The organism is Curtobacterium sp. MCBD17_030 (assembly GCF_003224255.1).
Lineage (GTDB): Bacteria > Actinomycetota > Actinomycetes > Actinomycetales > Microbacteriaceae > Curtobacterium.
In genome coordinates, this window is the sequence record NZ_QKLI01000013.1 from 38,987 (window position 1) to 61,002 (window position 22,016).

The window sequence follows — 22,016 nt, forward strand, 5'->3', positions numbered from 1 at the left end:
GCGTTCCGTCTCGGGAAGCTCGGGCTAGCCGTCGGTGGTGAGGCCGAAGAATCGGTCGAAGAACCCGGTGAGCTTGTCGATGACGCGTTGCTTGGTCGCGCCGTGCCCATTGCTCGCGGCGAAGCGGGACACCGGCGGCAGGACGGTGGTGATCGCGGTCCCCGCGGTACGGAGCGCTCCCTCGCGGAGTGCTTGGTCGATGAACGCGTGCGCGGCGTCGGGCCGGAGGCGTTCCTCCTCGATGATCTGGCTTAGCTCCGCGTCGCGCTTCGCCGTGACGTAGCGCTGCCATTCGTCGTCGATGGCGCCATCGACGGAGACAGAGTCGACGAAGTCCTCGATGAGGTCTTTTTTGTTCCGCAGGGTCGGGCTGGCGTCGATGGCGCGGGTGATCTCGGCGCGGAGTTCCCGGTCGTCGCCGTCACCGTGTTCCTGTCGGAACTTGGCGACGAGCATCAGGATGTAGTCGACGTTGATTTCGACCTGTTTGATCAGCTCGATCTCGAACACGACGTCGTCGTTGATGATCTCCTTGTCCGCCGCGGCGGTCTGCCGGTACTGGGCGTGGAGGTCGAGGTAGACGCTGCGGTAGTCCTGCCGTTGCCGGTCGGTGAGGATCTGCGCTCCGGAGAAGTCGTCGAACGAGGTCAAGATGTTTTCCAGCCGGAGCATCTGCCCGAACAGCTGAATGAACGCCTTCTCCGCACTCTCCCCGACGATCGGCTGCCCGAGCGGGAACCCGGCCAGCAGCTCCTGCGTCTGCTCGGCGTACTGGCCGTAGTAGTCCGCGTAGGGCTTGAGGAGCACGACACCGCGGGCGTCCTTATTCCCGAACAGTTCCAACGCTTCGTTGGTGGCGTCTTCGAGGTCCCGGAAGGCGACGACGTTGCCGTACGTCTTCACCGAGTTCAGGATCCGGTTCGTGCGGGAGTACGCCTGGATGAGGCCGTGGGCGCGGAGGTTCTTGTCGACGAAGAGGGTGTTCAGGGTGGTGGCGTCGAAGCCGGTGAGGAACATGTTGACCACGATCACGAGGTCCAGGTCCCGGTTCTTCAACCGTTGGGAGAGGTCCTTGTAGTAGTTCTGGAACTTGTCGGCGCTGGTGTCGTAGCTCGTGCCGAAGAGGCGGTTGTAGTCCCGGATCGCGTCCTCGAGGAACCCCCTCGCGTCACCGGAGAGCGCATCAGTGTCGAACGCCTCATCATCCAGTAGCCCGTCATCAGCGCTGTCGCTGACGGCGTCGTTGGCGCCGTAGGAGTAGATCAGCCCGATCTTCAATCGTTTTGCGGGCGTCAGGTCCTGCTGTTGGCGCTGGAACTCGGCGTAGTAGCTGCGGGCAGCATCGATCGACGCGGTCGCGAACAAGGCGTTGAACCCCCGCACGCGCTTCCGCTGGCGAACCGCTTCGGCTTGCCGGCGGGTGCGGGTCGCGTCAGCGACGTTCGTGACGACGGAGTGCTCGTACCCGGCTTCGCGGCGGGTCTTCTGGTCGAAGTGCTCGAAGGTGTACCCGACGACGTCGGACACGCGTTCCGGGGCGAGGAGGACCCGTTCGGTGTCGATGGAGGAAACCTGCTTGTCGACCACCGAGCCGACGCGGAGGGTGTTGACGTAGTCGATACGGAACGGCAGTACGTTCCGGTCGGTGATCGCGTCGACGATCGTGTACGTGTGCAGCTTCTCCCCGAACGCCTGCTCCGTGGTCTTCAGCAGCGGGTTCCCACCGGAGCCGGAGTTCGCGGCGAAGATCGGGGTGCCGGTGAACCCGAACAGGTTGAACTTCTTGAACGCTTTCGTGATCTGCGTGTGCATGTCCCCGAACTGGGACCGGTGGCACTCGTCGAAGATCAGCACCGTGTGCGAGTCATACACCGGGTGGTTCTTGTTGCCGACGATGAAGTTCGACAGCTTCTGGATCGTGGTGATGATGATCTTCGCGGCCGGGTCCTCGAGCTGGGTCTTCAGGACGGCGGTGGAGGTGTTGGAGTTCGCGGCGCCCTTCTGGAACCGGTCGTACTCCCGCATCGTCTGGTAGTCGAGGTCCTTCCGATCTACCACGAACACCACCCGATCCACCCCCGGCAGCTGCGAGGCGAGCTGCGCGGTCTTGAACGACGTCAACGTCTTCCCCGACCCCGTCGTGTGCCACACGTACCCGCCAGCAGCGGTCGTGCCGAGCTGCTTGTACGTCGTTGCGACGCCGATGCGTTGCAGGATCCGTTCCGTCGCAACGATCTGGTACGGCCGCATCACCAACAGCAGCCGATCAGCCGTCAGGACGCAGTACCGGGTCAGGATGTTCAGCAGGGTGTGCTTGGCGAAGAACGTCCTGGCGAATGAGGTCAGGTCCTGGATGGGTTTGTTCTGCGCGTCGGCCCACCAGGACGTGAACTCGAAACTGTTCGACGTCTTCCGGCTCCGGCCCGGCTTCTGCCCGTCCTTCAGATGCTGACTGCGGGTCGTATTCGAGTAATACTTCGTCAGCGTCCCGTTACTGATCACGAACAGCTGCACGTACTCGAACAGGCCGCTGCCGGCCCAGAAGCTGTCTCGCTGGTACCGGTCGATCTGGTTGAACGCCTCCCGAATGTCGACACCGCGTCGCTTGAGCTCGATGTGCACCATCGGTAGCCCGTTCACCAGCACGGTCACGTCGTACCGGTTGGCGTACCGGCCCCCATCGTCCCCCTCGGCGGACGGATCGGCTTGGTCGACTTCGTACTGGTTGATGACTTGGAGGCGGTTGTTGTGGATGTGCTGCTTGTCCAGCAGCATCACGTTCTTCGTCGAACCGTCATCCCGCCGCAACACCTGCACGTGGTCTTCCTGCACCCGGACCGTCTTCTCGACAATGCCGTCGTTCTTTCCCGCAACACACGTCTCGAAGAACCGCGACCACTCCGCATCCGAGAACAGGACGCCGTTGAGAGTTTCCAACTGGGCACGGAGGTTCGCGACGACGTCCGCTTCGGACGTGACTGACAGGTACTCGTACGCCTGAGACTGGAGCAGGAGAATCAGTTCCGCCTCGAGCGCGGCCTCCGACTGATAGGCAGCCTCCTGCTTCGCATCCGCCACGTACTCAGCGACGACCGTGCTCTCGGCCGAGACCGCGATGGGGTCATATCTCCGAGCCGCAGCATCGCTCATGTCGACGCCTCCTCAAAAGTCAGGAGCCGGTCGCGGTAGTACTCGTACTGCGTCCGACGGGCCGACAGCTCAGCGGGAAGGCCGATGTTTAGGTCATTCACAAGCGCCTCGAACTTGTCGAGGACGGTGACAATACGCGCCTGCACGTTCAGTTCCGGCAAGGGAATCGGCACCTTTCGAAGGGACGCCATGGAGACGCTCGCAACAGTCGATCCGTCGGCAGTGGCCAAGATTCTCGATCTAATCAAGGGTGTCCGGAGGAGATGAATCAAGAAGCGGGCATTGATTCTAGCGGAGATAGGTGTCAGAACATACACACCTTCCTTGATGTTCCAACTGATCTCCGAGTCCGGCACGAGCGCCGTCCGCCCAATCGTTCCTGTTCCCGAGAAGAGGATATCCCCCGCTTTGAGTCTTGACCGATTCTGAATGATAGCTAGCGCATCATCATTCACGCGGTCCGTTTTCTCTGTTGGGACTACATCGAAGCCGCCAAGTTCGCGGACCGTGACGTAGTAGTGCCTAGCATCTGAAGTGTTCAGTTGAAAGTTCTGCCGGGGGTTCAGGCCAGTCCGGAGGTCGGAGATGACTTCCCCCAGCGGAACGTGGGGCACATGAACCAGAGGTGAAGAAACTACAGTCTGGTAGTGAGAATACTGCCGTCGCCGTGCTTCCAGCTCCGCTTCCAGCTCCGCTTCCAGCTCCGTGAACTGGTTCAGGATTCGCACGATCTCCCGCTGCACCTCAACAGGCGGCACCGGAACCCTGATGCTTGAGTAAGTACCGATCCACTGGCGGGCGTGATCCTCGGGCGCGTATCTAATCGTTTGCATCACGTAGAAGGCGTACCGAAGCAGGGTTCCCGTGCCGCGCTTCGGAGTCAACAGTTTCATTGCCGAAGACTTTGCCTTGAACGGAAAGTCAACCCACTTAAATGCGGTCGTGAAGTCATCGAATATGATCACCGGGCTGGCTGTTGAAGCGCCATATATCCCGTTCTCCTCCGACGTGTAGCCTAGTACAAATGTCTTGCCTGCGGTCAGGACCGGCGTTGGATGTTCATCACTGTAATCTTTGGTTGCCACAAGGTACTTACCGGGCTGTTCATAGTCAAGCAAGTGTGAGAGAGGCTCGAACGGGACCCCCTCGGGGCATAGTTCCGAAATGAGCTGTTCGAGGCTGCTCATGGGGCGCCTTCGAGGTCGGCGATGATGGCGTCGATGGAGGTACGGAGTTCGGCTTGATGGGCGACGATGCGTGCGATGTCTGCGTTGAGGGCGGTGATGTCGACGGTTTCGCGGGTGTTTTCGGCTTCGACGTAGGATGACACGGCGATGTTGTACTCGTTCGCCGCGATGGTTCCGTTGGGAACGAGGGCCGCGAAGTGCTTCACGGGGACCCGGTTTTGGAGGGCGGTGAGGAGGTTCTGTTGGTGGTCGGTGGTGAGCTTGTTCTTATTCCCGACGCGGGTGAACTCGGCTGACGCGTTGACAAACAGGACCTGGTTGTCGGTCTTCGACTTCTTGAGGACCATGATGCAGGTCGCGATGGTGGTGCCGAAGAACAGGTCCGGGGGGAGCTGGATGACGGCGTCGACGTAGTTGTTGTCGATCAGGTATTGGCGGATCTTCCGTTCCGCACCGCCTCGATAGAGCACGCCGGGGAACTGGACGATTGCGGCGGTGCCGTTCACGGCGAGCCAGGACAGCATGTGCATCGTGAACGCGAGGTCCGCTTTCGACTTAGGCGCAAGCACGCCGGCGGGCGCATACCGTTCGTCGTTGATCAGCAGCGGGTTCGCGTCGCCCTCCCATTTGATCGAGTAGGGCGGGTTGGAGACGATCGCTTCGAAGGGTTCCTCGTCCCAGAAGAACGGATCGGTGAGGGTGTCACCGTGGGCGATGTCAAACCGCTCGTAGTCAAGTTCGTGAAGGAACATGTTGATCCGGGCGAGGTTGTAGGTGGTCAGGTTGATCTCCTGCCCGTAGAACCCGCCGACGTTGTCCTTCCCGAGGACCTTCGCGAACTTCAGCAGCAGCGACCCCGACCCGGCAGCAGGGTCGTAGACCTTGTTCACCCGGGTCTTGCCCATCACAGTGATGCGGGCGAGGACTTCCGACACTTCCTGCGGGGTGTAGTACTCGCCTCCGGACTTCCCGGCTTGCGAGGCGTACATCTGCATCAGGTACTCGTACGCGTCGCCGAACAGGTCGATCGAGTTGTCCTGGAAATTTCCCAGCGGCAGGTCACCGATTGCGTCGAGGAGCTTGACGAGCTTCTCGTTCCGCTTCGGGACCGTGTTGGCGAGGCGAGTGCTGTTGACGTCGAGATCGTCGAACAGGCCCTTAAGTTGATCTTCGCTCTCGGTACCAAGCGCAGAGCCCTCGATGTTCTTGAACACCCGCTCGAGCGTCTCGTTGAGGTTCGCGTCTCGACCGCCGCGGCGGCGGACGTTGGTGAAGAGCTCGGAGGGGAGGATGAAGAACCCCTTCTCCGACACGGTGTCACCACGGATGGCTTCCGCGTGTTCGTCGGGGAGAGCAGCGTAGGAGAAGGTGGTGTCGCCGGCGTCGTGTTCGCCCTTGTCGATGAACGCGGCGAGGTTCTCGGAGATGAACCGGTAAAACAGCATCCCGAGGACGTAGGACTTGAAGTCCCACCCGTCCACCGACCCGCGCAGATCGTTCGCGATGCGCCAGATCGTCTTGTGCAGCTCATCGCGCTGCGCTTCCTTCGTGGTCGGTGCCATGTGCTTCGGTCTCCTACGCCAGGGGTGGGCCCTTTGAACGGGGCAACACCGCTCATAGTCTCGCAGTTCGTCTCGCCAAGCCGTGTCACCGTCGGACGCACTGCCTCGGCTCGTCTCATGGCTCCTCGGATGACCGCGACATACGGCAGAGTAAGCGGGGTGAGCACTCTCAACGACGATCCGGCCTCAGCCGTCCCCATCTGGCCCGCGTTCGTCATCCCGGTCCTGCGGGTGCTTGAAGACGGGCGGATACTCCACCGCAAGGACGTCTTCGATGCAGCTGCCAGTATTGCCGGACTCACCGAACGGGCTCGCGAGGAGACGCTGCGCTCAGGCGGTTACCGGTACGAGCAGCGCTTGGGTTGGGCGTTGAGTCACTTGGCGAAGGCGAGCTGGATTGACCGCCCAAGCCGCGGTCACTACATGATCACCGACGGCGGCCGTGATGCACTCGTGCAGTATCCCGACGGATTCGACTACGCCCAAGCCCGAGAGGTTTTCACGCCGTTTTGGCCCAACGGGCCCCGTAAGAGCGCCGGTTCTGAAGCGGCGAGAGCCGAGCTCGTACCAGCTGATATCGGGATCCTCGACCCAATCGAGCAGATCGAGGACGGCATTAGCCGCATCGAAGCTGAGGTCGGGGAAGAACTGCTCCGCAGGCTTCGGGAGAGCCACCCCGACTTCTTCGAGCAAGCCGTCGTCGATCTGCTCCTCGCAATGGGCTACGGGGGCGCCGAGCAACGAGGAAAGCGCATCGGTGGCACCGGTGACGAAGGCATCGACGGCGTGATCGACCAGGACGCGCTCGGCCTTGACCGCGTCTACATCCAAGCCAAGCGGTACAAGGCCGGCAACAACATCAGTCGTGAAACCATCCAGGCCTTCGTCGGCGCCCTCCACGGTTTCGGCGCCACCCGGGGTGTGTTCCTCACAACCTCCGCGTTCACGCCCGCCGCAGTCAGTTACACCAGCAACGTGCAGTCTCGCGTCGTCCTCATCGACGGCGAACGGCTCATCGCTCTCATGATCAAGTACCGGGTGGGCGTCCAGGTCCGCAACACTTACACGGCCGTCGAAGTTGACGCCGACTTCTTCGACTGAGCTGCCACAGATAGCCTGCTCTCAACGACGATGACCTTTCACTCTCTGTGAGAGCCCGAAGAGCTGCGAGTGGAGCCCCTGTGTCTGATACCCCTGTCCTGCTGTTTCTGCACGGTGTCGGCAGCGGCGACATGGAAGATGGGTGGAGGACCGTCCTGTCTCAGGCGCTCGAGCAGCTGGGGTATCCCAGCTTGGACGAGGCGCAGGTCATCGCCCCCAAGTACGCGCACGCGTTGAAGGGTACGGATTACACGCAATCGATCCCTGAGCTGACAATCAAGCAGCCGGCGCGTGACGCGGCACGGCAGAACCGCCGTGACTTCGAGCGTCGCATGGGAGCTGTCGAGTTCCGACTCGGCAGACACAACGGCGGACACACGGTCGTTGGCACAGATCTGTACATCGGGGCCGCGGTCGCGACGCCGCCGTTCATGCAGGCCCGCAACTACCTCACAAGGAATGAGATACGCGCCCAGGTATTGCGTCGCGTCTTGGACGCGCTCCCGGAGGCGGGCACGATCGTCATCGTCGCCCACAGCCTCGGCACGGTGATCGCCGCTGACCTTATCCGCCGTCTCCCCGTTGGTCTCACCGTTGCAGGCATGGTGACGATCGGCAGTCCGCTCGCGCACGGGAGCTTCGGCGTGGACGATCTGCGCAGCGCGATGGTGGAGCCGCCCACCAATCTGCAGTGGTGGGTGAACTTCTGGAACGCACCCGATCTGGTGGCGGCGCACCGAGGGGTGTCCTCAGTGTTTCCCTGGATGCTGGATTTCCGGATCGACACGAAGACGGTCCTGCTTCCGGCGCATGCTGCCGTGGGGTACCTCGCCAACGAAGCCGTGGCCGCCGCCATTGGGTATGCGCTGTTCGGGTCCCTCGCAAAAGCTGTGACGCGGGTAGAGACCGCGCTCGATGGCGTGATCGACCCTACGGAGCAGGTAGCGCTTGTCGCGCTGCGATACGCGCACCTGCTGAAAGCGCGATTGAAGGGTGACCAGCAAGACCGGTTCATGGGCGCTCTCCGCCATGTGCAAGCGTCCGTGGTGGACGAGATCACGGCCCGCGCCGCCAGTGAGAAGCGGGGATTGCCCTCCACGGTCACGCGTCTGGCGTTCGATCTGGCCGACCCGATCGCGGTCGTTCCGGAGCCGCTCCCAAGTCAGCATCTGTCCGGTGACGACGCTGTCGTGCTAATGACTGTCCTCGCCGCTGAGAACGTGATCCGGCCGTTCGAGATCGAAGTCGACAGGGACAAGTGGCAGGAGGCTATGGCTGACCTCACCGCCGAAATGGGCCTCACTAGCCGCTACGGCAGTGACGTGTTCGCTGCAGCGAAAGAAGCTCGCCGTGCACTGTCCGGGGGCGTCAGGGTGAACTGGGTGAAGTTCGGTGCCCTGGGAGCGGGAGCGGCCGCGATCGTCGTGGCAACGGGTGGCCTCGCCCTCGCGGCTGGCGCCGGCCTTGCCGGAGCGGCCGTCATCACCAGCGCCCTAGCCGCGTTCGGTCCCGGGGGCATGGTCGGCGGACTCCTCACAGCAGGCACTCTCCTCACTGCAGGGGGCGGCGGAATCGCGTTCGGGCTTGCCGGAGCGACAACCACAGCTGAGACCCTGGAGGCGGTCGTGGAGCGTCGACTGGCAGCAGAGATTTTTCGCAAGAAGCGGGGGTTTGAGCCGGACCCGACTGCATGGACTGTTCTGACCGACATTGAACGAGAAGTCCGCCGGGAACACGAACGCCTCGACGAGTTCTCCGACGAGAGCGCACCAACGTTGAAAGACCTCAAACGCAAGATCACCGCCGTGGAGCGAGCGCTGAAATACCTCCGAGAGAACGACCTCGAGCCAGCCCTCGACGGCAACGAATGAGTGGAACGGGTTGCGGCGCCGCCTCGCACAAGAGCTCCGTATCGAAGAACGCGACAGCCGGCTACCCCTGGGGTAGCCGGAGAGCATCCAACCTGCTGCCCTCACGCTCATACCCTCACGCAACTTGCCTGATCGAGAACGTTCTCGAACGTCGACACTTAGTCACGGGTCGACATTGAGTGAGAGCGGCGAGTTTGCACCTGCACCTGCACCTGCACCTGCACCTGCACTTGTACCTGCACGCGAACGAGGGATAGCTGAACCCCAGCCCTGCCCCTAGGCTGGGTGCATGGCCGACCAAGACCTCCTCTACAGCTTTACGTCGCACATCGCGGGCAAGAATGCCAAGGTTGCCATCTACCGCGACCGCATCGAGTGGGATCGGCCGCGAGGAGTGTCGGGAGTCAAGATGACCGCCGGCCTTCTCACCGGTGGCGCGAGCTTCCTGGCCACCGGATTCAAGGGCGGCAAGGCCGGTAGCGAAATGATCCCGGTGAAGAACGTCTCGTCCGTCGTGACCAGGCGCGACGGGATGTTGAACACGATCGTGTCAGTGATCACTTCCGGCAACTCAATTGACTTCCGCGTCTCCCACGCCGAGGCGAAGCAGATCCGCGAGATACTGAACAGCCTCATCCTGGGAGACGACACCGCGCGTGCCTACGCGGCAGCTTCCGAGCCGGTGACGGCCGCCCCACTGGCAGGGGCTGCCGCGTCCGCGGCGACGGCCCCGGCGGCAACCGAGGACATCTCCACCGCATTGCAGCAACTCGCCGCACTGCACCAAGCGGGCATCCTGACGGACGAAGAATTCGCGACGAAGAAGACTGAGCTTCTCGCCCGCATGTAAACTGGGCGGCGCCTAAAGCTAAGCGCGAATGAGGGTATCTCTCCAATATGCGAGACGGCTTTCGGCTCGCCTATCCCAAGCCACTGTCCGCTCTCGTCACTTGTATATCAAGAGTCTTGATTTTCTCGGACAGGTCAGCCTTAGGTCGATCGCGGATACTCACGTGGCGCTTTCGACGAAGGGCTGTGCGCAGGGCCTGCGGGACCACCCGCCGGTCGTACACGGGACCTCGCCTTCCTTGCCTTCAGGACAGCGAGCCGGGCTGGCCGGGACGACCGCTGGTGTGAGCGCTACGACGGAACTTGCCTCGTAGACGCCATCGCCGTCGAGAGGCCCGTGTGCCCTAGGGTGAAGCCGTCCCGGCGCTGCGGATCTCCCACGCAGTGGGCCCAGCTCCCGGCCCTGTGACTTCTTACGAAAGGCGTGCTTCTTCCGCAGGTCCTGCCCCGTCGCTTCGGAGGCCAGAGGGGGCCCAGGGCATCGCTCGTCGTGAGTGGACGAACGCGGTCCACTGGGGCTGCGGTGTACCCGGAACTGGTGAGTTGTGGAACTGGTTCCGAGTGGGAAAGAATCTGACCGCGGGCTTGCACATGTGCCGCACTCACGAGAGGGAGGGCATGGCGCCACCAGCGAGATCGTTCCGAGAAACTTTGGCGCTCCTGTTCCGCGCGAGGTTCCCCTTGTTGTACGTGGAGACCTTCGAGGAAGCACGCGCACTCGTTGAAATTCGGGCTGTCGCCAGCGACCCCGAACTGATGCGAACTGTCCGTCCGCTCTACGTGTGGAGCAACTCGCGTGGCGTGCAGGGGCCCGACGGCGTAGTGCAGAAAAACACCGCGGACCCACGTGCCGCGATCGACTGGATCGCGAAGCAGGACGCTGCGGGCGTGTACGTCATGCTTGACTTCCACGCCTACCTCGGCGACGACCGACGGCCCGCCGACCCTGGGCTCATCCGCGCGCTGCGAGACGTGGCAGCCTCGTTCCAGACCGGCGCCTCAGCGCGAGCGCTCATCTTTGTCGCGCCGATTCTGCGCATCCCTGACGAGCTCGACAAGGACATCACACTGGTCGACTTCGCCCTGCCCACCGAGCACGAAATCCGGATTGTCCTCGACGACATGATCGCAGCGAACATCGGCGGTCGAATCCGAGTTGAGGTCGATGAAGTCGGGCGCGAGCGGCTTGCGAAGGCGGCGCTTGGGCTGACCCTCAACGAAGCAACGAACGCGTTCGCGCGGGCGATGGTCGATGATGGCGTGCTCCGAAACGACGACGTTCTGGTCGTGATGGAGGAGAAGAAGCAAGCCGTTCGGAAGGCCGGCCTACTCGAGTACGTCGATATTGACTTCACTCTGGACGACGTTGCGGGGTTGCAGAACCTCAAGCGGTGGCTCGGGAAGCGCAACAATTCGTGGCTCGCCGAGGCCGCCGCCTACGGTGTCTCCTCCCCAAAGGGGGTGATGATGACTGGCGTCCCCGGTTGCGGAAAGTCCCTCACCGCGAAAGCCATCGCGGCGGCGTGGGAGCTTCCGTTGCTGCGGCTGGACATCGGGCGAGTCTTCTCCGGGCTGGTCGGATCCAGCGAGCAGAACATGCGAGCCGCAATCCGCACCGCCGTCGCCAGCGCACCCTGTGTGCTCTGGATCGACGAAATCGAAAAGGGTTTCTCTGGCGTCTCCGGCGGCGGAGACTCCGGCACGTCCAGCCGCGTGTTCGGGTCCTTCCTCACCTGGATGCAGGAAAAGACGGAGCCCGTGTTCGTCATCGCCACGTCGAACAGCGTCGACACGCTGCCGCCGGAGTTTCTCCGTAAGGGTCGCTTCGACGAGATCTTCTTCATTGACCTGCCGACCCGCGTCGAACGGCGCGAGATTTGGCGACTGCACCTCGCGAAACGTCTTAAGGGAAGCGCCGCCGGTCGCCTGGACATCACAGAGATGCTCCTCGATGAGCTGGCAGACGCGTCCGACGGCTACTCCGGTGCCGAGATCGAGCAGGCAGTCGTTGCCGCGCTCTTCGACGCGTTCGGTGAGCGTCGGCCACTACAAGCAGATGATGTCGTGCGTGCCGTGGGCAACATGGTGCCTTTAAGCGTTACCCAGGCTGAACAGATCGCGCGGACCCGGTCCTGGGCCGCCAGCCGTGCCGTTGCGGCAACGGCGGAGGAAGATCGCACCTCGGATGAAGCGCTGGTGACGGCCGCGGCCACGACTGCGGCTCCGAGCGAGCCGGCAAGTCCAGCAGGTGAGCGTGGCGGTAGAAGGGTGGACTTCTGATGAGCATCTCACTCGTATTAGTCCCGGCAGCGTTCGCCGCGATCGCTGCCTGGCAGGCGATGCGTCCCGAGGAACAGACGGGGGCGGGCGGACTCGTCGTCCAGCACGTCCAAACTCGGATGCGTGACGAGAACCTGCTCGCGGCCGCGTTGACCGACACTCAGGCGGTGGTGTTTCGCACAGACGACGTGATCGTCGCCGAGTGGGTCAACGTTCGAGCGGAGTTCCACCGGGACGAGATGGGGATCTGGCAGGTGGACTTCACCGGCAATGTCGACGCGGAGCGAGCGTCCGAAATCGTCCTTGCTATCGACCGCGCCTACGGTGGGCAAGTGCAACGCGCAGTGCTTTCCCGTCTGCGGGATCGGGCACCGGAGGCCGGAATGTTCATTGAATCGGAAACGGTCGAAGACGACCAGAGCGTCACGCTTGTGCTGGGGCAAGGAGCCTGATGGCAGACACGGCCAGGATCATCGTGCGCATCGGGCGAGACGGAACCATCTCGGCCGAGACCAAGGGTATGCACGGTCAGCGGTGCCTCGACAGCATTGAAGTACTCGAAGACCTCCTCGAGGCGGAAACGGTTTCGAGTGCATTTACGAACGAGTACTACACAGCGACCGAGTCGCAGGAAGACGAGCTAGGCGATGAACTCGAACAACGCTGACCCGCAAGCGCTTCTGGCAAGCCGAGGATGGCGCCTGCGACACAGCCTCTGGCTGCTCGCACCCATCCTCGGGTTCGGCATCTTCTCGTTCGTCGGTTTTCTGTACATAGCGATACGGGTGCGCAGTCGGAAGTTCTGGATCGTTGCAGCGGCAGCGAGCGCAGGCGGCGTCCTCATCTGGGTACTTCTTGGGAACCCGGACTCCGAAAAGGGCTCAGGGAGCGACAACGTGCTGGGGGCTGTCCTGTTCGGCGTCTGGGCTGCTTCAGTTGCCCTCGGCTGCATCATCAATCGCGACTACCTGCGGTGGCGAGCGACATCCCGAGGGTGGTGGACTCAACAGACACTTCCATCCGCGAAGCCTGAAGCTGCGAGCGGCGGGACCCCGGTGTACTACACCGGCGCCGCTCAAGCGGGGCCGCTGCACCAGCAACCGCAAAGCCAGCCGGACGTGCTCGGCGTCAACACCGCCCAGTACTTCGCGCCTTCACCCCAGTCTGCAGCTCCACCAGCCGCTTCCGCGCCCTGGGCCCCCTCCGCTCCGGCTCCATCTCCCACGGGGACAACCTCCCGAGGCCCAGCCCATCGTGCGGCAGGGCCGGGCTCTCTCGACGTGAATGCAGCATCTGCAGTCGACGTGAACGCAGCTTCCGCGGCCGAGCTCGCCCTGCAATTCCGCATCACGAGCGCCACCGCCAGCCGCATTGTCGCTGCTCGTCAGGCCCAGGGCCCGTACCGCGACTTGCAGGACGTCGTCCTGCGCGCACGGCTGGAGCCGCACGAGATGACCCGCCTGCGAACCGGTGTGCTCTTTGGCCACGGGCCGAGCACTTCTCAGCCGGCGCCTCCCGCCCCGCAAGCTAATGGACGAGTCCTTGACATCTAAGCCGCCGACGATCCAGGTCGCCCGGATCGTGCCGGAGACAAGAGCGGAAGGGCCGGGAGCTCGGTTCGCGGTCTGGGTACAGGGCTGCACAATTCGCTGCGACGGATGCTTCAACCCACAGCTGTGGGGCTCTATTGGTGGCACGGCCACAGCCCCTCTCGAGCTCGCCACCCAAGCTGTGGCCGCAGGAGTGGACGGCGTCACGCTGCTAGGCGGCGAGCCGTTCGAACAGGCACCCGCGCTCGCCGAGTTCGCCGCACTGGTGCGTGCGAACGGCCTGTCAGTCATGACGTTCACCGGATACGAGCGAGAGCTGTTGGAATCGGCGGACGCACCGAACGGTGCTCAGGATCTGCTAGCGGAAACAGACCTGTTGGTCGATGGCCGGTACCGCGCTGATGCAAAGGACTTCACACGTCCGTGGGTCGGATCGACGAATCAGCGCTTCCATTTCCTCACTCAGCGGTACCGACACCTCGAACCGCAACTGACAGCGCTGCCCGATCGTCTCGAAGTCCGCGTATCCGCTGCGGGGGAGGTCGCCGTGAATGGATGGGCAAGCGTGGATCAGCTCGACGCCCTGCTCGCCGGCACTGGTCCCACCGTCGGTCGAGGCGGCGTCCGCTGAGCAGTAGGACGCGTCCAGTCCCGGCTGCTTGATCTCTTACGCTGCCTAGCTCGGATTCGTTGGGTCTGCACCGCGACCTGACGGGTCCGTGGCCTGCCTACGCGGGGGCATCGAGATTACATTTTCTCGCTCAGCACCGGCCAGCGGAGCAGAGACGGTGGTGTTGACCATCCCTGACGCGAGCCATTTCCTCCTCAGCCTGCGCGCTAATGGCGTCGCTACCACGGCAGTGCCGGCGTCAACTCGTAGTCTCGAATCCACCGTTGCGGACCCGGACGGCCGAACAGTCGAGCTTCGTGGACACGTCTTGTCCTGAGTCTTGTGATGCATTCTCAGGCAGCAGTGTTCTCGAATTCCGGCGCCGCCGCGGTGGCCATCCGAATTTGCAGCGCCGCGTAGCCTGCCCGGTCGGTATGGTAGTGGACGACGTGAGGAGATGCGGTGTTCGAAGGCTTGCAAGCAGAACCCGACGAGGCGAACAACCGAGCCTGGTCGGACTATCTGAACCTCATGCGGGAGGTCCGGGGAGACGATGCAGCGAGAAGAACTGCGGCGGACGAAGACATTCGGTTTCTCTTCCGGGTGCGAGCGGAGGAGCTCTCCAAGCGTCTTCGAAGGGAAGGCGAATGGGCTGACGCGCGCGGCGGTCCGTCGACAGAGCCGGACCAACCAACTGTTGGAACAGCAGCTGATCGGTGGGAAGGAGCTCTGGATGATCTCAACACAGTGAAGCACGCGATTGATGAGGACGATGCTGACTTCGTGACGATTTGGGCAGTCTCAGGTGCTGCAGGTGATGCGATCGACTACCTCATCGAGCACGTTGCCGACAGCGAAGCCGGTCTACTCGGCCTAGTGAACCTCGCCGGCAATCCGAACTTGACCGAGACCCGGATCAGGCGAATCGTGGAGCTAGACCTTGATGCGCTAGGGCGGGGAGCGCAGGGTTTTGGTCCCAGTCTCACGTACGAGCAAAACGTGCTCTTGAATCTTGCCTCGAACGAAGCAACTCCACCAGAAGTCCTCCGTGCCCTCGCCGCACATCCCCATCGAGACATAGGGGAAGAAGCACAGGACACCCTGCGCCACATCGCGTCCCTCTGAGAAATCGGTCGGCTGACCGCGGTCTGGCCTTCACTAGCCGAGGTCGTTGGTCGGTGGTCGGCGGTGAGTCGCCAACTGTCTCCAGCGGGAGAGTCGCGTCGACCACCGTGCGGCAGGAACGGTCGTTCATACCCCAGCGCGAAAATCGGCGATAGAAGTTGCAGGCGGGGCATGACAGTCGTCCCGGTCGGCGAGGACCTCCTACCCTCCCAACCGGGGGTAGGCGAGGCTCTTGGCGCAGAGACGCCCTCGTGGGATGCTCATTTTTGGCCAGGCACGCTCTTCCGGACGTGCTTGGCCGAAGCCGACCCGACGGCAGAGGACTACGAAATGACCGAGTACACGAGCAAGTGGAAGCCAGTCAAGGCGGAGAAGAAGGCGGCTACCGCACGCACAACACTCCTTCCCGGTGAAGAGATGTGGTTTCTCGGCGTCTGCAACAACCTCCGCCTTTTCATCTCGGACGTTGCGCTGACCTCGCTCCGCGTCGTCGGCCTCCAAGACCGCGCCATCAACTTCCAGATGCGGTACGCCGACATCGCAAACGTGGTCTTCGATGCCAAGAAGGACACCGTCGAGATCACGTCGCGAGAGGGCGCTCGAACCGTACTGAAGATGGTGCCCAGGGCAGACCACGAGGTCATGTCGCGCCTCCTGGAGGCGGGTCGCTCTTCGACGCCTCCCGACGAATTACTCCATGCTGCTGACGACGCTGCTGCCGAAGCCGCTGCATCATCGGCTCGCGTCGAAGCGGCGAAGGGCGCAGAGTGGCCGGACTCGATCGTCAGGGGGAAGCTCGGACGGAAGGCGAGCGAGGCAATCCTGCGCCAGTGCCACAAGGATGAGCAGCCTTGGCTCATCCTCACGTCGTCAGCCGGCGCCGGCACACTCGCGGCCTTCGGCGACAGAGTGATCATCATCAAGACTGGCGCTTTGACCAGCTTCATGGCCGGCTCGTTGGGCGGCGAACGCTCGGCGACCTTCCACTTCACGGACATCACGGGCATCGAGTACAACTCGGGCTTCGTGAACGGCGTTCTGGAGGTCCTCACGCCCAGCTACAGCGGCACTGCGAATCACGACTTTTGGAGTGGCGCCAGCAAATCGCGTAACTCCGCAGCGTCCGATCCGTACACCCTGAGCAACACTCTGCCCCTGTCAAAGCCGGAGTACAACGCCTGCCTTCCTGAGATCAACGAGCTGAAAGCTCGCATCAGCCGTGCAAAGGCTCCCACCATGTTCGTTGCGCCGGCCCCAGCGCCGGTTGCTGACGGGCTGGCCGAGCAAATCCAGAAACTTGCTGATCTCAGGACGTCCGGGGTGCTCTCTGACGACGAGTTCGCCAGCGCGAAGGCTCGTCTGATCGCCCAGTGACGGGCCCGCGACGGTGCCGATCGTCGTGCGTGTAGGAGAAGCAATTGGTCGTGAGCAGGGGGACCGTGTTGGAAGACGAGCACGTGCGGTACGAAACGAAGACCGTGAGTTCGATCCGCGGTCTAATTGATGCAACTTGAGTTGCCCATAACTGTAGCCGCGGCGATGCGGTCAGATATCATCGACGTGCTGCCTGGCCCGAATGTCAATAAGGTGAAATCGAAAGCCATCTACCTCGACTGGCACGCTCGTGGCATTGGTGCTAACAATCATCTTTGGCAACTGCTCAGCAACAAAGCAGCCGTCGCCCGTCCGGTCGTGCTAAACATAGTGAATCAATACCTCAAAACGCCTGTCTCTATCGGGCCGCACACGGATCTTGCCGAGTACTTCCTGGACAACACCCGACTCCTCCCAGGAGACGCAGTAGCGCTGATGGGCTACGACCAGCGTTTCTATAAAGGCAACAAGGGCGTGACCGAGCATGCAGCGAAAAACGCGGTACGCGCCCATGCTGAGGAGTACTTCGTCGGTGAGATTTTCGACAACCTTGCGGGCATCCTTCCTTCAGCCCGAGCTAGGGAAATTGCTTTCTTCAAGGAGGCGTTGCGGACCGCACCGTCGCGTTTCTTCACATTTGACTATCTCAAGGAGGAGCTGTCGGGCGAGCTTGACCCCGCGGATATCAAAAAGCTGCTTAAGCAAATGTTCGAAGTCGGCGGTATTGCAGTACGTAATGGTGCGTATACCGACTTCGTCTTTAGGCGAGTGTCAGGAGCGGGTTTCAGTACTGGGTACGAGTTTCTACTTCATGACGCCCTGACTCGGGTGTGGAATCGTCCGTGGCGCTGACTGTGCTATTCGGGCAGCTCGAGGCAAGGGCGAGGTCGGCTGCACGACCTCCCACTCCGCGGTCGTGGTCGCGGCCAAAAGTAATCCAGCTGAACACTGCTCCCCGCTGCCATTGACGGCACTAGAGCTGCATTTTCTCGGGCACCTGCGGTCCTGCCCGAAGCGCGGATCGTGAACTTTGCCGCGTCCAATGCAATTCGACGATGCTTCTCTCTCGAACAGCCGCGATTAGGGGTGAGAACTGGGTAGGCCTCGCCTTTATGCTGCAGTGGTGATTCCCAGGGCCCGAAGCAGCTGGCGCAGAGAATCGTTACTTCTTGCAAGGTTACGGACATCCGTGGTCCGCAGTCTTTGAATAACCTCATCCGGTGATGACTGCCGGAGCGACTTGCGGGCTTCCCAGGGAACGTCTGGCCCGGACAGTCCCAGAGCAACTTCCAGCTCGGGCTCAACCCAGATCAATTCTATAGCGGTCCCGCGAGACTCAGCTTGGGTTTGGAGTGACCGCAACGCTTCATGTAGCGGCGAACTTTCTAGGTCCTGGTCAATCACGAGAACGATTGAGGGCGTTTCTCCCATGGTGAGTAGGCTTTGAACCAAGGAAGGCATAGCGGAAGGCCCACCGGCCGATACAATTCGCGGCGCCGCGGAAGTGCCGAGGAGCGTCTGTACGGACTGAAGGTAAAGAACATCCGCCTGGCCCTCAGCGATCACGATTCGCCTACCAGGAAGTGCCGGAGAGTCTTGCACGATGCTACTCAATGGGAACGAAGGAACTCCGTGCTCTCCCGCTTCGCGGAGTTTCCTTCGCAAAGCTTCGGAGACCGTCAGTTTAGTATTGACGAGGGTGCGAATGTCGTCACCATCTGCGAGTATAAGGTTCAACTCTTTTCCGGCGACGAGGGCATCGACCGCGTCCGGGCTGAACCCGTTCATGCTGATGAATAGGCCGAGCGTGCCTGAAAGCTTCCCGTCGACTTTACCCTTGAATTGATAGATACTAGAAGCTGGATGGAAGCCCTGGGTCCACTTTGCCTCAATGAGGATGGTGCGGCCCTCGAACCAGATCGCTCCGTCAATTTCCTCACCCTTGGGGCGGTAAGACAGCCTTGGTTCCAGGCCGGCGTCTGCGAACATGGCACGAAGGATCTTTTCGAACTTTCGGCCGCGGTCTGCTTTTTGCGCGCGCGAAGCATGGTCGGGGAGGGCTTCAGCATCGCGGAAAGCCTGTCGCCAATCAAAGTTGGAATGGTTCACGGTCTCTTGATACCAAATTGCCTGCTCGCCCATGGGGTCACCTGCGGCGAGTCCCGAAATTGTCGCATCTTCGGTCTGTTGAGGAACACCTGTCGCCAACTTGGCGTCGAATGTCGCTGCCGTGAATGCTGATTCGCTGTGTCCGCCGGCTGCTGGTGGTGGGAAGGAGATGAAGGGGTCGGCTCCGCGCGACCCCTTAGATACCCCCGTGACTGCTTCGAAGCCATCCGCGCTCATGTCGAGGTCGTGCTCTATCCAGGCGGCGGTGTGGCGGGCGGCTTGTGTTCGCTGATGGTGGAAGGTCCTTGCTTCGAAGTTGGATGTCCCGGAGATGCGTCCGTCGGTACCGTTCCATCGCTCGACGTGCTCGGGGCGTAGTAGCTGAACCTGGCGTTCAGTGGCACCGTCGCGTCAACGGACCGCCCCTTGGGCGAGGTTCTGGATAAACGAGTGAGCGCAGTGCGCTGTCCGGCTCCTTGTTCCGCGGCTCCTCGTCGGAATGCCAAAGCACGACAGGGTGATCGCGACGTTGCTCTCCACCCAAGTGGACCTGATGAACGCCGCACCTACCCGAGGCCAGGTCTTCAAAATCGGCCTTGAGGCGAGCAGTCGCATCGCGAGCTGGCACACCGTCGAGGTGCCGACAGCGTGGTTCGAAGAAGCGGTCCGCGCGCACTTGCCGCCGAAGGTACGCGGAACTGTCCGAGTGTTCGTGACCAGCACCGCAGCCGCAGCTGGGCTCGTGCTGACCGGCCTTACCGCTAGCGCTGTAGCGGGAGCCGGCGCCAGCGTGGCGCGTGCACGGGTACAGAAGACAGCCGACGACACCTGACCGCGCGAGGGCGTGGAACAGAATCCCGAAACCCGTGGAACGCCCGTCTTCACTGGGATCTGCGATCCGCGCCACTGCTCGCATCCGCGAATAAGCCGAACACCTCGCCGTGGTGCGGAGGTGGTCGGCCTAACCGGCGCCGACCACCACGGCAGTCAGGACTCCACGAACCCACAGTGGGGCCAGATGGTACATCGACTAGAAGTGCCCCCCTGTTGCACCGCGGGCCCGGAGTTGTGAAGTGAAACCGACATCTCGTCGGCGTCGGCCTTCCATGCGATACATGTGCACTCCGGGCAAGCTCGTGACGTCACGCCCTACGTTGAGCGTGACCAGGGCGACCAATGGGCACACATCGGCCGGGATCACAGCGAGGACCACCACCAGGACCCGACCGATCCGGCGTTCGGTGCGACGACCTTCGGCGCAGACGGCTCAGGTGTGCTGAAAGGGGTCACGGACCACGGCGTCGAGACGAAGACGCGATCGGGCTACCTGGATCGCGGTACTGAGTCGTTGCGCAACGTTGCCTACGCCACCACGGGGCAGGCCGACAGGATGACCGCGGCGCGCCCAGCAGAGGCGACGTGGTTCGATGAGCAGTACGCCCACCGGCAGCCCACTCTGTGACACGTGCAGACGAGGAAACGATGATCCCCAAGACCCTCGCCGTGAGCGCGGTGCTCGCAGCCACGGCGCTCCTTTTGACGAGTTGTGGAGGAACACCGGTGCAACCGAACGAGACGAGCGCGACCTCGGTCACGCCCGATGAGGCAAAGCAGTCCGTCACCACCTTCGTCGACCGCTCGACGACGGCGCTCGGCGGGGACTGGACGCCCCGGGGAGGTCCGGGGCTCAGCCCGTGCACGACGGGCGACGGCGACGACGGCGTCTCGTGGGTCGTCTTCGTCGATCGTCAGGCCGGGGACGACCCGCACGCTGACGTCGACGTCGTCGAACAGCTGTGGACGCAGCGGGGTGTGACCACTGAGCGGTACCAGAGCGGCGGTGCGGATCCGATCGTCGGGATCCGTGGCGCCGGCGGTCCGACGACTTCCGTCGACTTCTACGCCGACCCACGTGGGTACGCGTTGACGGCGGAGTCCGAGTGCGCCGAGGGTGACTACGCCGACATTGTCCGTCGTCAAGGTGACGCGAACGCGGGGTGACGCAACCGCGGGACGGCGACGTCCGCACGGTTCTCCACCGGGCACTGAGCGGCAACGTCCGTGCTCTACGTACACGCCTCATTGCACATTGAGCCGGAACTCAAGGTTGAGCCACTCCACGGCTTCCCGCGAGAGCGCGTCCTCGAATCGCTCGAAGGACACGTGCCTGCGTCGCTGACTGCAGAGCAGGTGGTTCAGGGTGCAGAGCAAGCGTGGGGCCTAGCTGCCACAACGACCGTTGTCGGGATGCGCATTGGCGACTACCACCTTGCTCGGGCGCAGATCAATGCCGCTGCCGATCGTGTACCCTCGCCCGGTCAACTTAGCTGCCCAGTTCCGACCCGGACTGTACGACAGGCGCTCGGCGGGGAGTCGGGAAGATGGACGACAGCACTTGACCAGCTTGGCTCAGCAGCAGGTAGCCCCGGCAAGCCGCGAGGCAGCGTCCGATGGACGGATGAACAGCTGCAGAGCGGTTGGGCGGACTACGGCTCCTTCGTCAAGACGAAGGGTGACGCGCCGTCGATTCCCGGTCATGAGCAGTGGCGTGAGGGGAACGACGTATCGGCACCATCGATCGGGACCTTGATCAACCGGCTCGGCGATCACACCTGGCCGGGCCTTCGAGAGTTGATCGAGGCGCCGGCTCCAGCCGCCCCTGCTGATGAGCCGAGCGAGGTGAAAGCGCAGCGATCCCTTCTCGAGGTGCAGAAGGAGTACGTCGCTCAGTTGGAGGTGCGCAAGGCCCAACTCGAGGCCGATGTGGTCGATGGTGTCCCCGGCGCTACGGAGGCGCTGCAGTCGCATGTGTCGCTGCTCGTGCGGGTGAGGCTGTCCGTTGAGACTCAGCTTTCTGTCATCGAGGTGGATCGGGCCGTTCTGGACCTCACTCGCGCACTTGTACTGAGTTGAAGCAGACGAAGGGCGCCATCTCGCTAGTCCGCCTGGCTCCAGCAACGATCTACCCAGCGTGCGCTCGTTCCAGGAGGGAGGGCGCGGCTCGAGGTTCTTCCCCAGCTCGGGCCTTCCCCGTGGTGTCATCGCACCACCCTCCCCATGTCGGCCCGAGTTGAATCGAACCGCACAGCGCATCGATGCTCGGTCGTTGGCGAAGGGTGTTGGGGTCGACGTCCCGGTCGTGAACGCGGAGCTCTGGCCCAGCAAGGCGCGCAGTTGCGGAGGCTGCCGCTCGCTTGACCCCCCGGCGCGCGAACTGCAGTTGACTGCCGCTGCACATGGAGCGTGGA

General features: G+C 62.6%; 19 protein-coding genes. 15 read left to right on the forward strand and 4 right to left on the reverse strand.

What is annotated here, in order from left to right; translation table 11 throughout:
• Window positions 1–24 precede the first annotated feature (24 nt).
• The 3 genes from DEI89_RS11855 to DEI89_RS11865 are packed head-to-tail and all read right to left on the reverse strand — an operon-like array spanning window position 25 to window position 5,899.
• Window positions 25–3,150 (reverse strand): type I restriction endonuclease subunit R, encoded by a 3,126-nt coding sequence (locus DEI89_RS11855; protein WP_110904260.1) that lies wholly within the window; start codon window positions 3,148–3,150, stop codon window positions 25–27.
• A complete protein-coding gene (locus DEI89_RS11860; protein ID WP_110904261.1) occupies window positions 3,147–4,337 on the reverse strand; it encodes a restriction endonuclease subunit S in 1,191 nt (396 codons plus the stop codon). The genes DEI89_RS11855 and DEI89_RS11860 overlap by 4 nt, the downstream gene beginning before the upstream one ends.
• Window positions 4,334–5,899, reverse strand: coding sequence for a type I restriction-modification system subunit M (locus DEI89_RS11865; protein ID WP_110904262.1), 1,566 nt, complete (start codon window positions 5,897–5,899; stop codon window positions 4,334–4,336). The genes DEI89_RS11860 and DEI89_RS11865 overlap by 4 nt, the downstream gene beginning before the upstream one ends.
• Window positions 5,900–6,058: 159 nt before the next feature.
• Between DEI89_RS11865 and DEI89_RS11870 the strand changes: the two genes are divergently transcribed.
• The 11 genes from DEI89_RS11870 to DEI89_RS17380 all read left to right on the forward strand — a co-directional run bounded on the left by DEI89_RS11870 (window position 6,059) and on the right by DEI89_RS17380 (window position 17,511).
• Window positions 6,059–7,000, forward strand: a complete 942-nt coding sequence (locus DEI89_RS11870; RefSeq protein WP_258368877.1) for a restriction endonuclease — start codon at window positions 6,059–6,061, stop codon at window positions 6,998–7,000.
• Between the two features lie 80 nt (window positions 7,001–7,080).
• Window positions 7,081–8,871 carry a hypothetical protein gene (locus DEI89_RS11875; RefSeq protein ID WP_110904264.1) on the forward strand — a complete coding sequence of 597 codons (1,791 nt, stop codon included), beginning with the start codon at window positions 7,081–7,083 and terminating at the stop codon, window positions 8,869–8,871.
• Between the two features lie 289 nt (window positions 8,872–9,160).
• Window positions 9,161–9,721, forward strand: coding sequence for an SHOCT domain-containing protein (locus tag DEI89_RS11880; protein ID WP_110904265.1), 561 nt, complete (start codon window positions 9,161–9,163; stop codon window positions 9,719–9,721).
• Between the two features lie 689 nt (window positions 9,722–10,410).
• Window positions 10,411–12,000 (forward strand): AAA family ATPase, encoded by a 1,590-nt coding sequence (locus DEI89_RS11885; RefSeq protein WP_258368879.1) that lies wholly within the window; start codon window positions 10,411–10,413, stop codon window positions 11,998–12,000.
• Window positions 12,000–12,452, forward strand: a complete 453-nt coding sequence (locus DEI89_RS11890) for a hypothetical protein (RefSeq protein WP_110904266.1) — start codon at window positions 12,000–12,002, stop codon at window positions 12,450–12,452. Before DEI89_RS11885 ends, DEI89_RS11890 begins: the two co-directional genes overlap by 1 nt.
• Window positions 12,452–12,667 (forward strand): DUF2997 domain-containing protein, encoded by a 216-nt coding sequence (locus tag DEI89_RS11895; protein WP_110904267.1) that lies wholly within the window; start codon window positions 12,452–12,454, stop codon window positions 12,665–12,667. The genes DEI89_RS11890 and DEI89_RS11895 overlap by 1 nt, the downstream gene beginning before the upstream one ends.
• Window positions 12,648–13,553 carry a helix-hairpin-helix domain-containing protein gene (locus DEI89_RS11900; RefSeq protein WP_110904268.1) on the forward strand — a complete coding sequence of 302 codons (906 nt, stop codon included), beginning with the start codon at window positions 12,648–12,650 and terminating at the stop codon, window positions 13,551–13,553. Before DEI89_RS11895 ends, DEI89_RS11900 begins: the two co-directional genes overlap by 20 nt.
• The gene (locus tag DEI89_RS11905) at window positions 13,531–14,181 is read left to right on the forward strand and encodes a 4Fe-4S single cluster domain-containing protein (RefSeq protein WP_110904269.1); all 651 of its coding nucleotides are present in this window, start codon (window positions 13,531–13,533) and stop codon (window positions 14,179–14,181) included. Before DEI89_RS11900 ends, DEI89_RS11905 begins: the two co-directional genes overlap by 23 nt.
• Window positions 14,182–14,622: 441 nt before the next feature.
• Window positions 14,623–15,285: a hypothetical protein gene (locus tag DEI89_RS17375; protein WP_146236773.1), complete on the forward strand. Its 663-nt coding sequence runs from the start codon at window positions 14,623–14,625 to the stop codon at window positions 15,283–15,285.
• Window positions 15,286–15,615: 330 nt separating this feature from the next.
• Window positions 15,616–16,659 carry an SHOCT domain-containing protein gene (locus DEI89_RS11910; protein WP_110904270.1) on the forward strand — a complete coding sequence of 348 codons (1,044 nt, stop codon included), beginning with the start codon at window positions 15,616–15,618 and terminating at the stop codon, window positions 16,657–16,659.
• 129 nt (window positions 16,660–16,788) lie between these two features.
• Window positions 16,789–17,511 (forward strand): P-loop ATPase, Sll1717 family, encoded by a 723-nt coding sequence (locus DEI89_RS17380; protein ID WP_146236774.1) that lies wholly within the window; start codon window positions 16,789–16,791, stop codon window positions 17,509–17,511.
• A 258-nt stretch (window positions 17,512–17,769) separates the two neighbouring features.
• Here the strand turns inward: DEI89_RS17380 and DEI89_RS11915 are convergent, their stop codons facing one another.
• Window positions 17,770–19,005, reverse strand: coding sequence for a restriction endonuclease (locus DEI89_RS11915; RefSeq protein ID WP_110904271.1), 1,236 nt, complete (start codon window positions 19,003–19,005; stop codon window positions 17,770–17,772).
• A 262-nt stretch (window positions 19,006–19,267) separates the two neighbouring features.
• Between DEI89_RS11915 and DEI89_RS11920 the strand changes: the two genes are divergently transcribed.
• From DEI89_RS11920 to DEI89_RS17385, 4 genes are all read left to right on the forward strand, one after another.
• A complete protein-coding gene (locus DEI89_RS11920; protein WP_110904272.1) occupies window positions 19,268–19,600 on the forward strand; it encodes a hypothetical protein in 333 nt (110 codons plus the stop codon).
• Between the two features lie 285 nt (window positions 19,601–19,885).
• On the forward strand, window positions 19,886–20,230 hold the full coding sequence (locus tag DEI89_RS11925; RefSeq protein ID WP_110904273.1) for a hypothetical protein: 345 nt from the start codon (window positions 19,886–19,888) through the stop codon (window positions 20,228–20,230).
• A gap of 20 nt (window positions 20,231–20,250) precedes the next feature.
• Entirely contained in the window at window positions 20,251–20,769 is a 519-nt protein-coding gene (locus DEI89_RS11930; RefSeq protein ID WP_146236776.1) for a hypothetical protein, read from the forward strand.
• A gap of 60 nt (window positions 20,770–20,829) precedes the next feature.
• The gene (locus DEI89_RS17385) at window positions 20,830–21,681 is read left to right on the forward strand and encodes a hypothetical protein (protein WP_181421622.1); all 852 of its coding nucleotides are present in this window, start codon (window positions 20,830–20,832) and stop codon (window positions 21,679–21,681) included.
• Window positions 21,682–22,016: the final 335 nt, after the last annotated feature.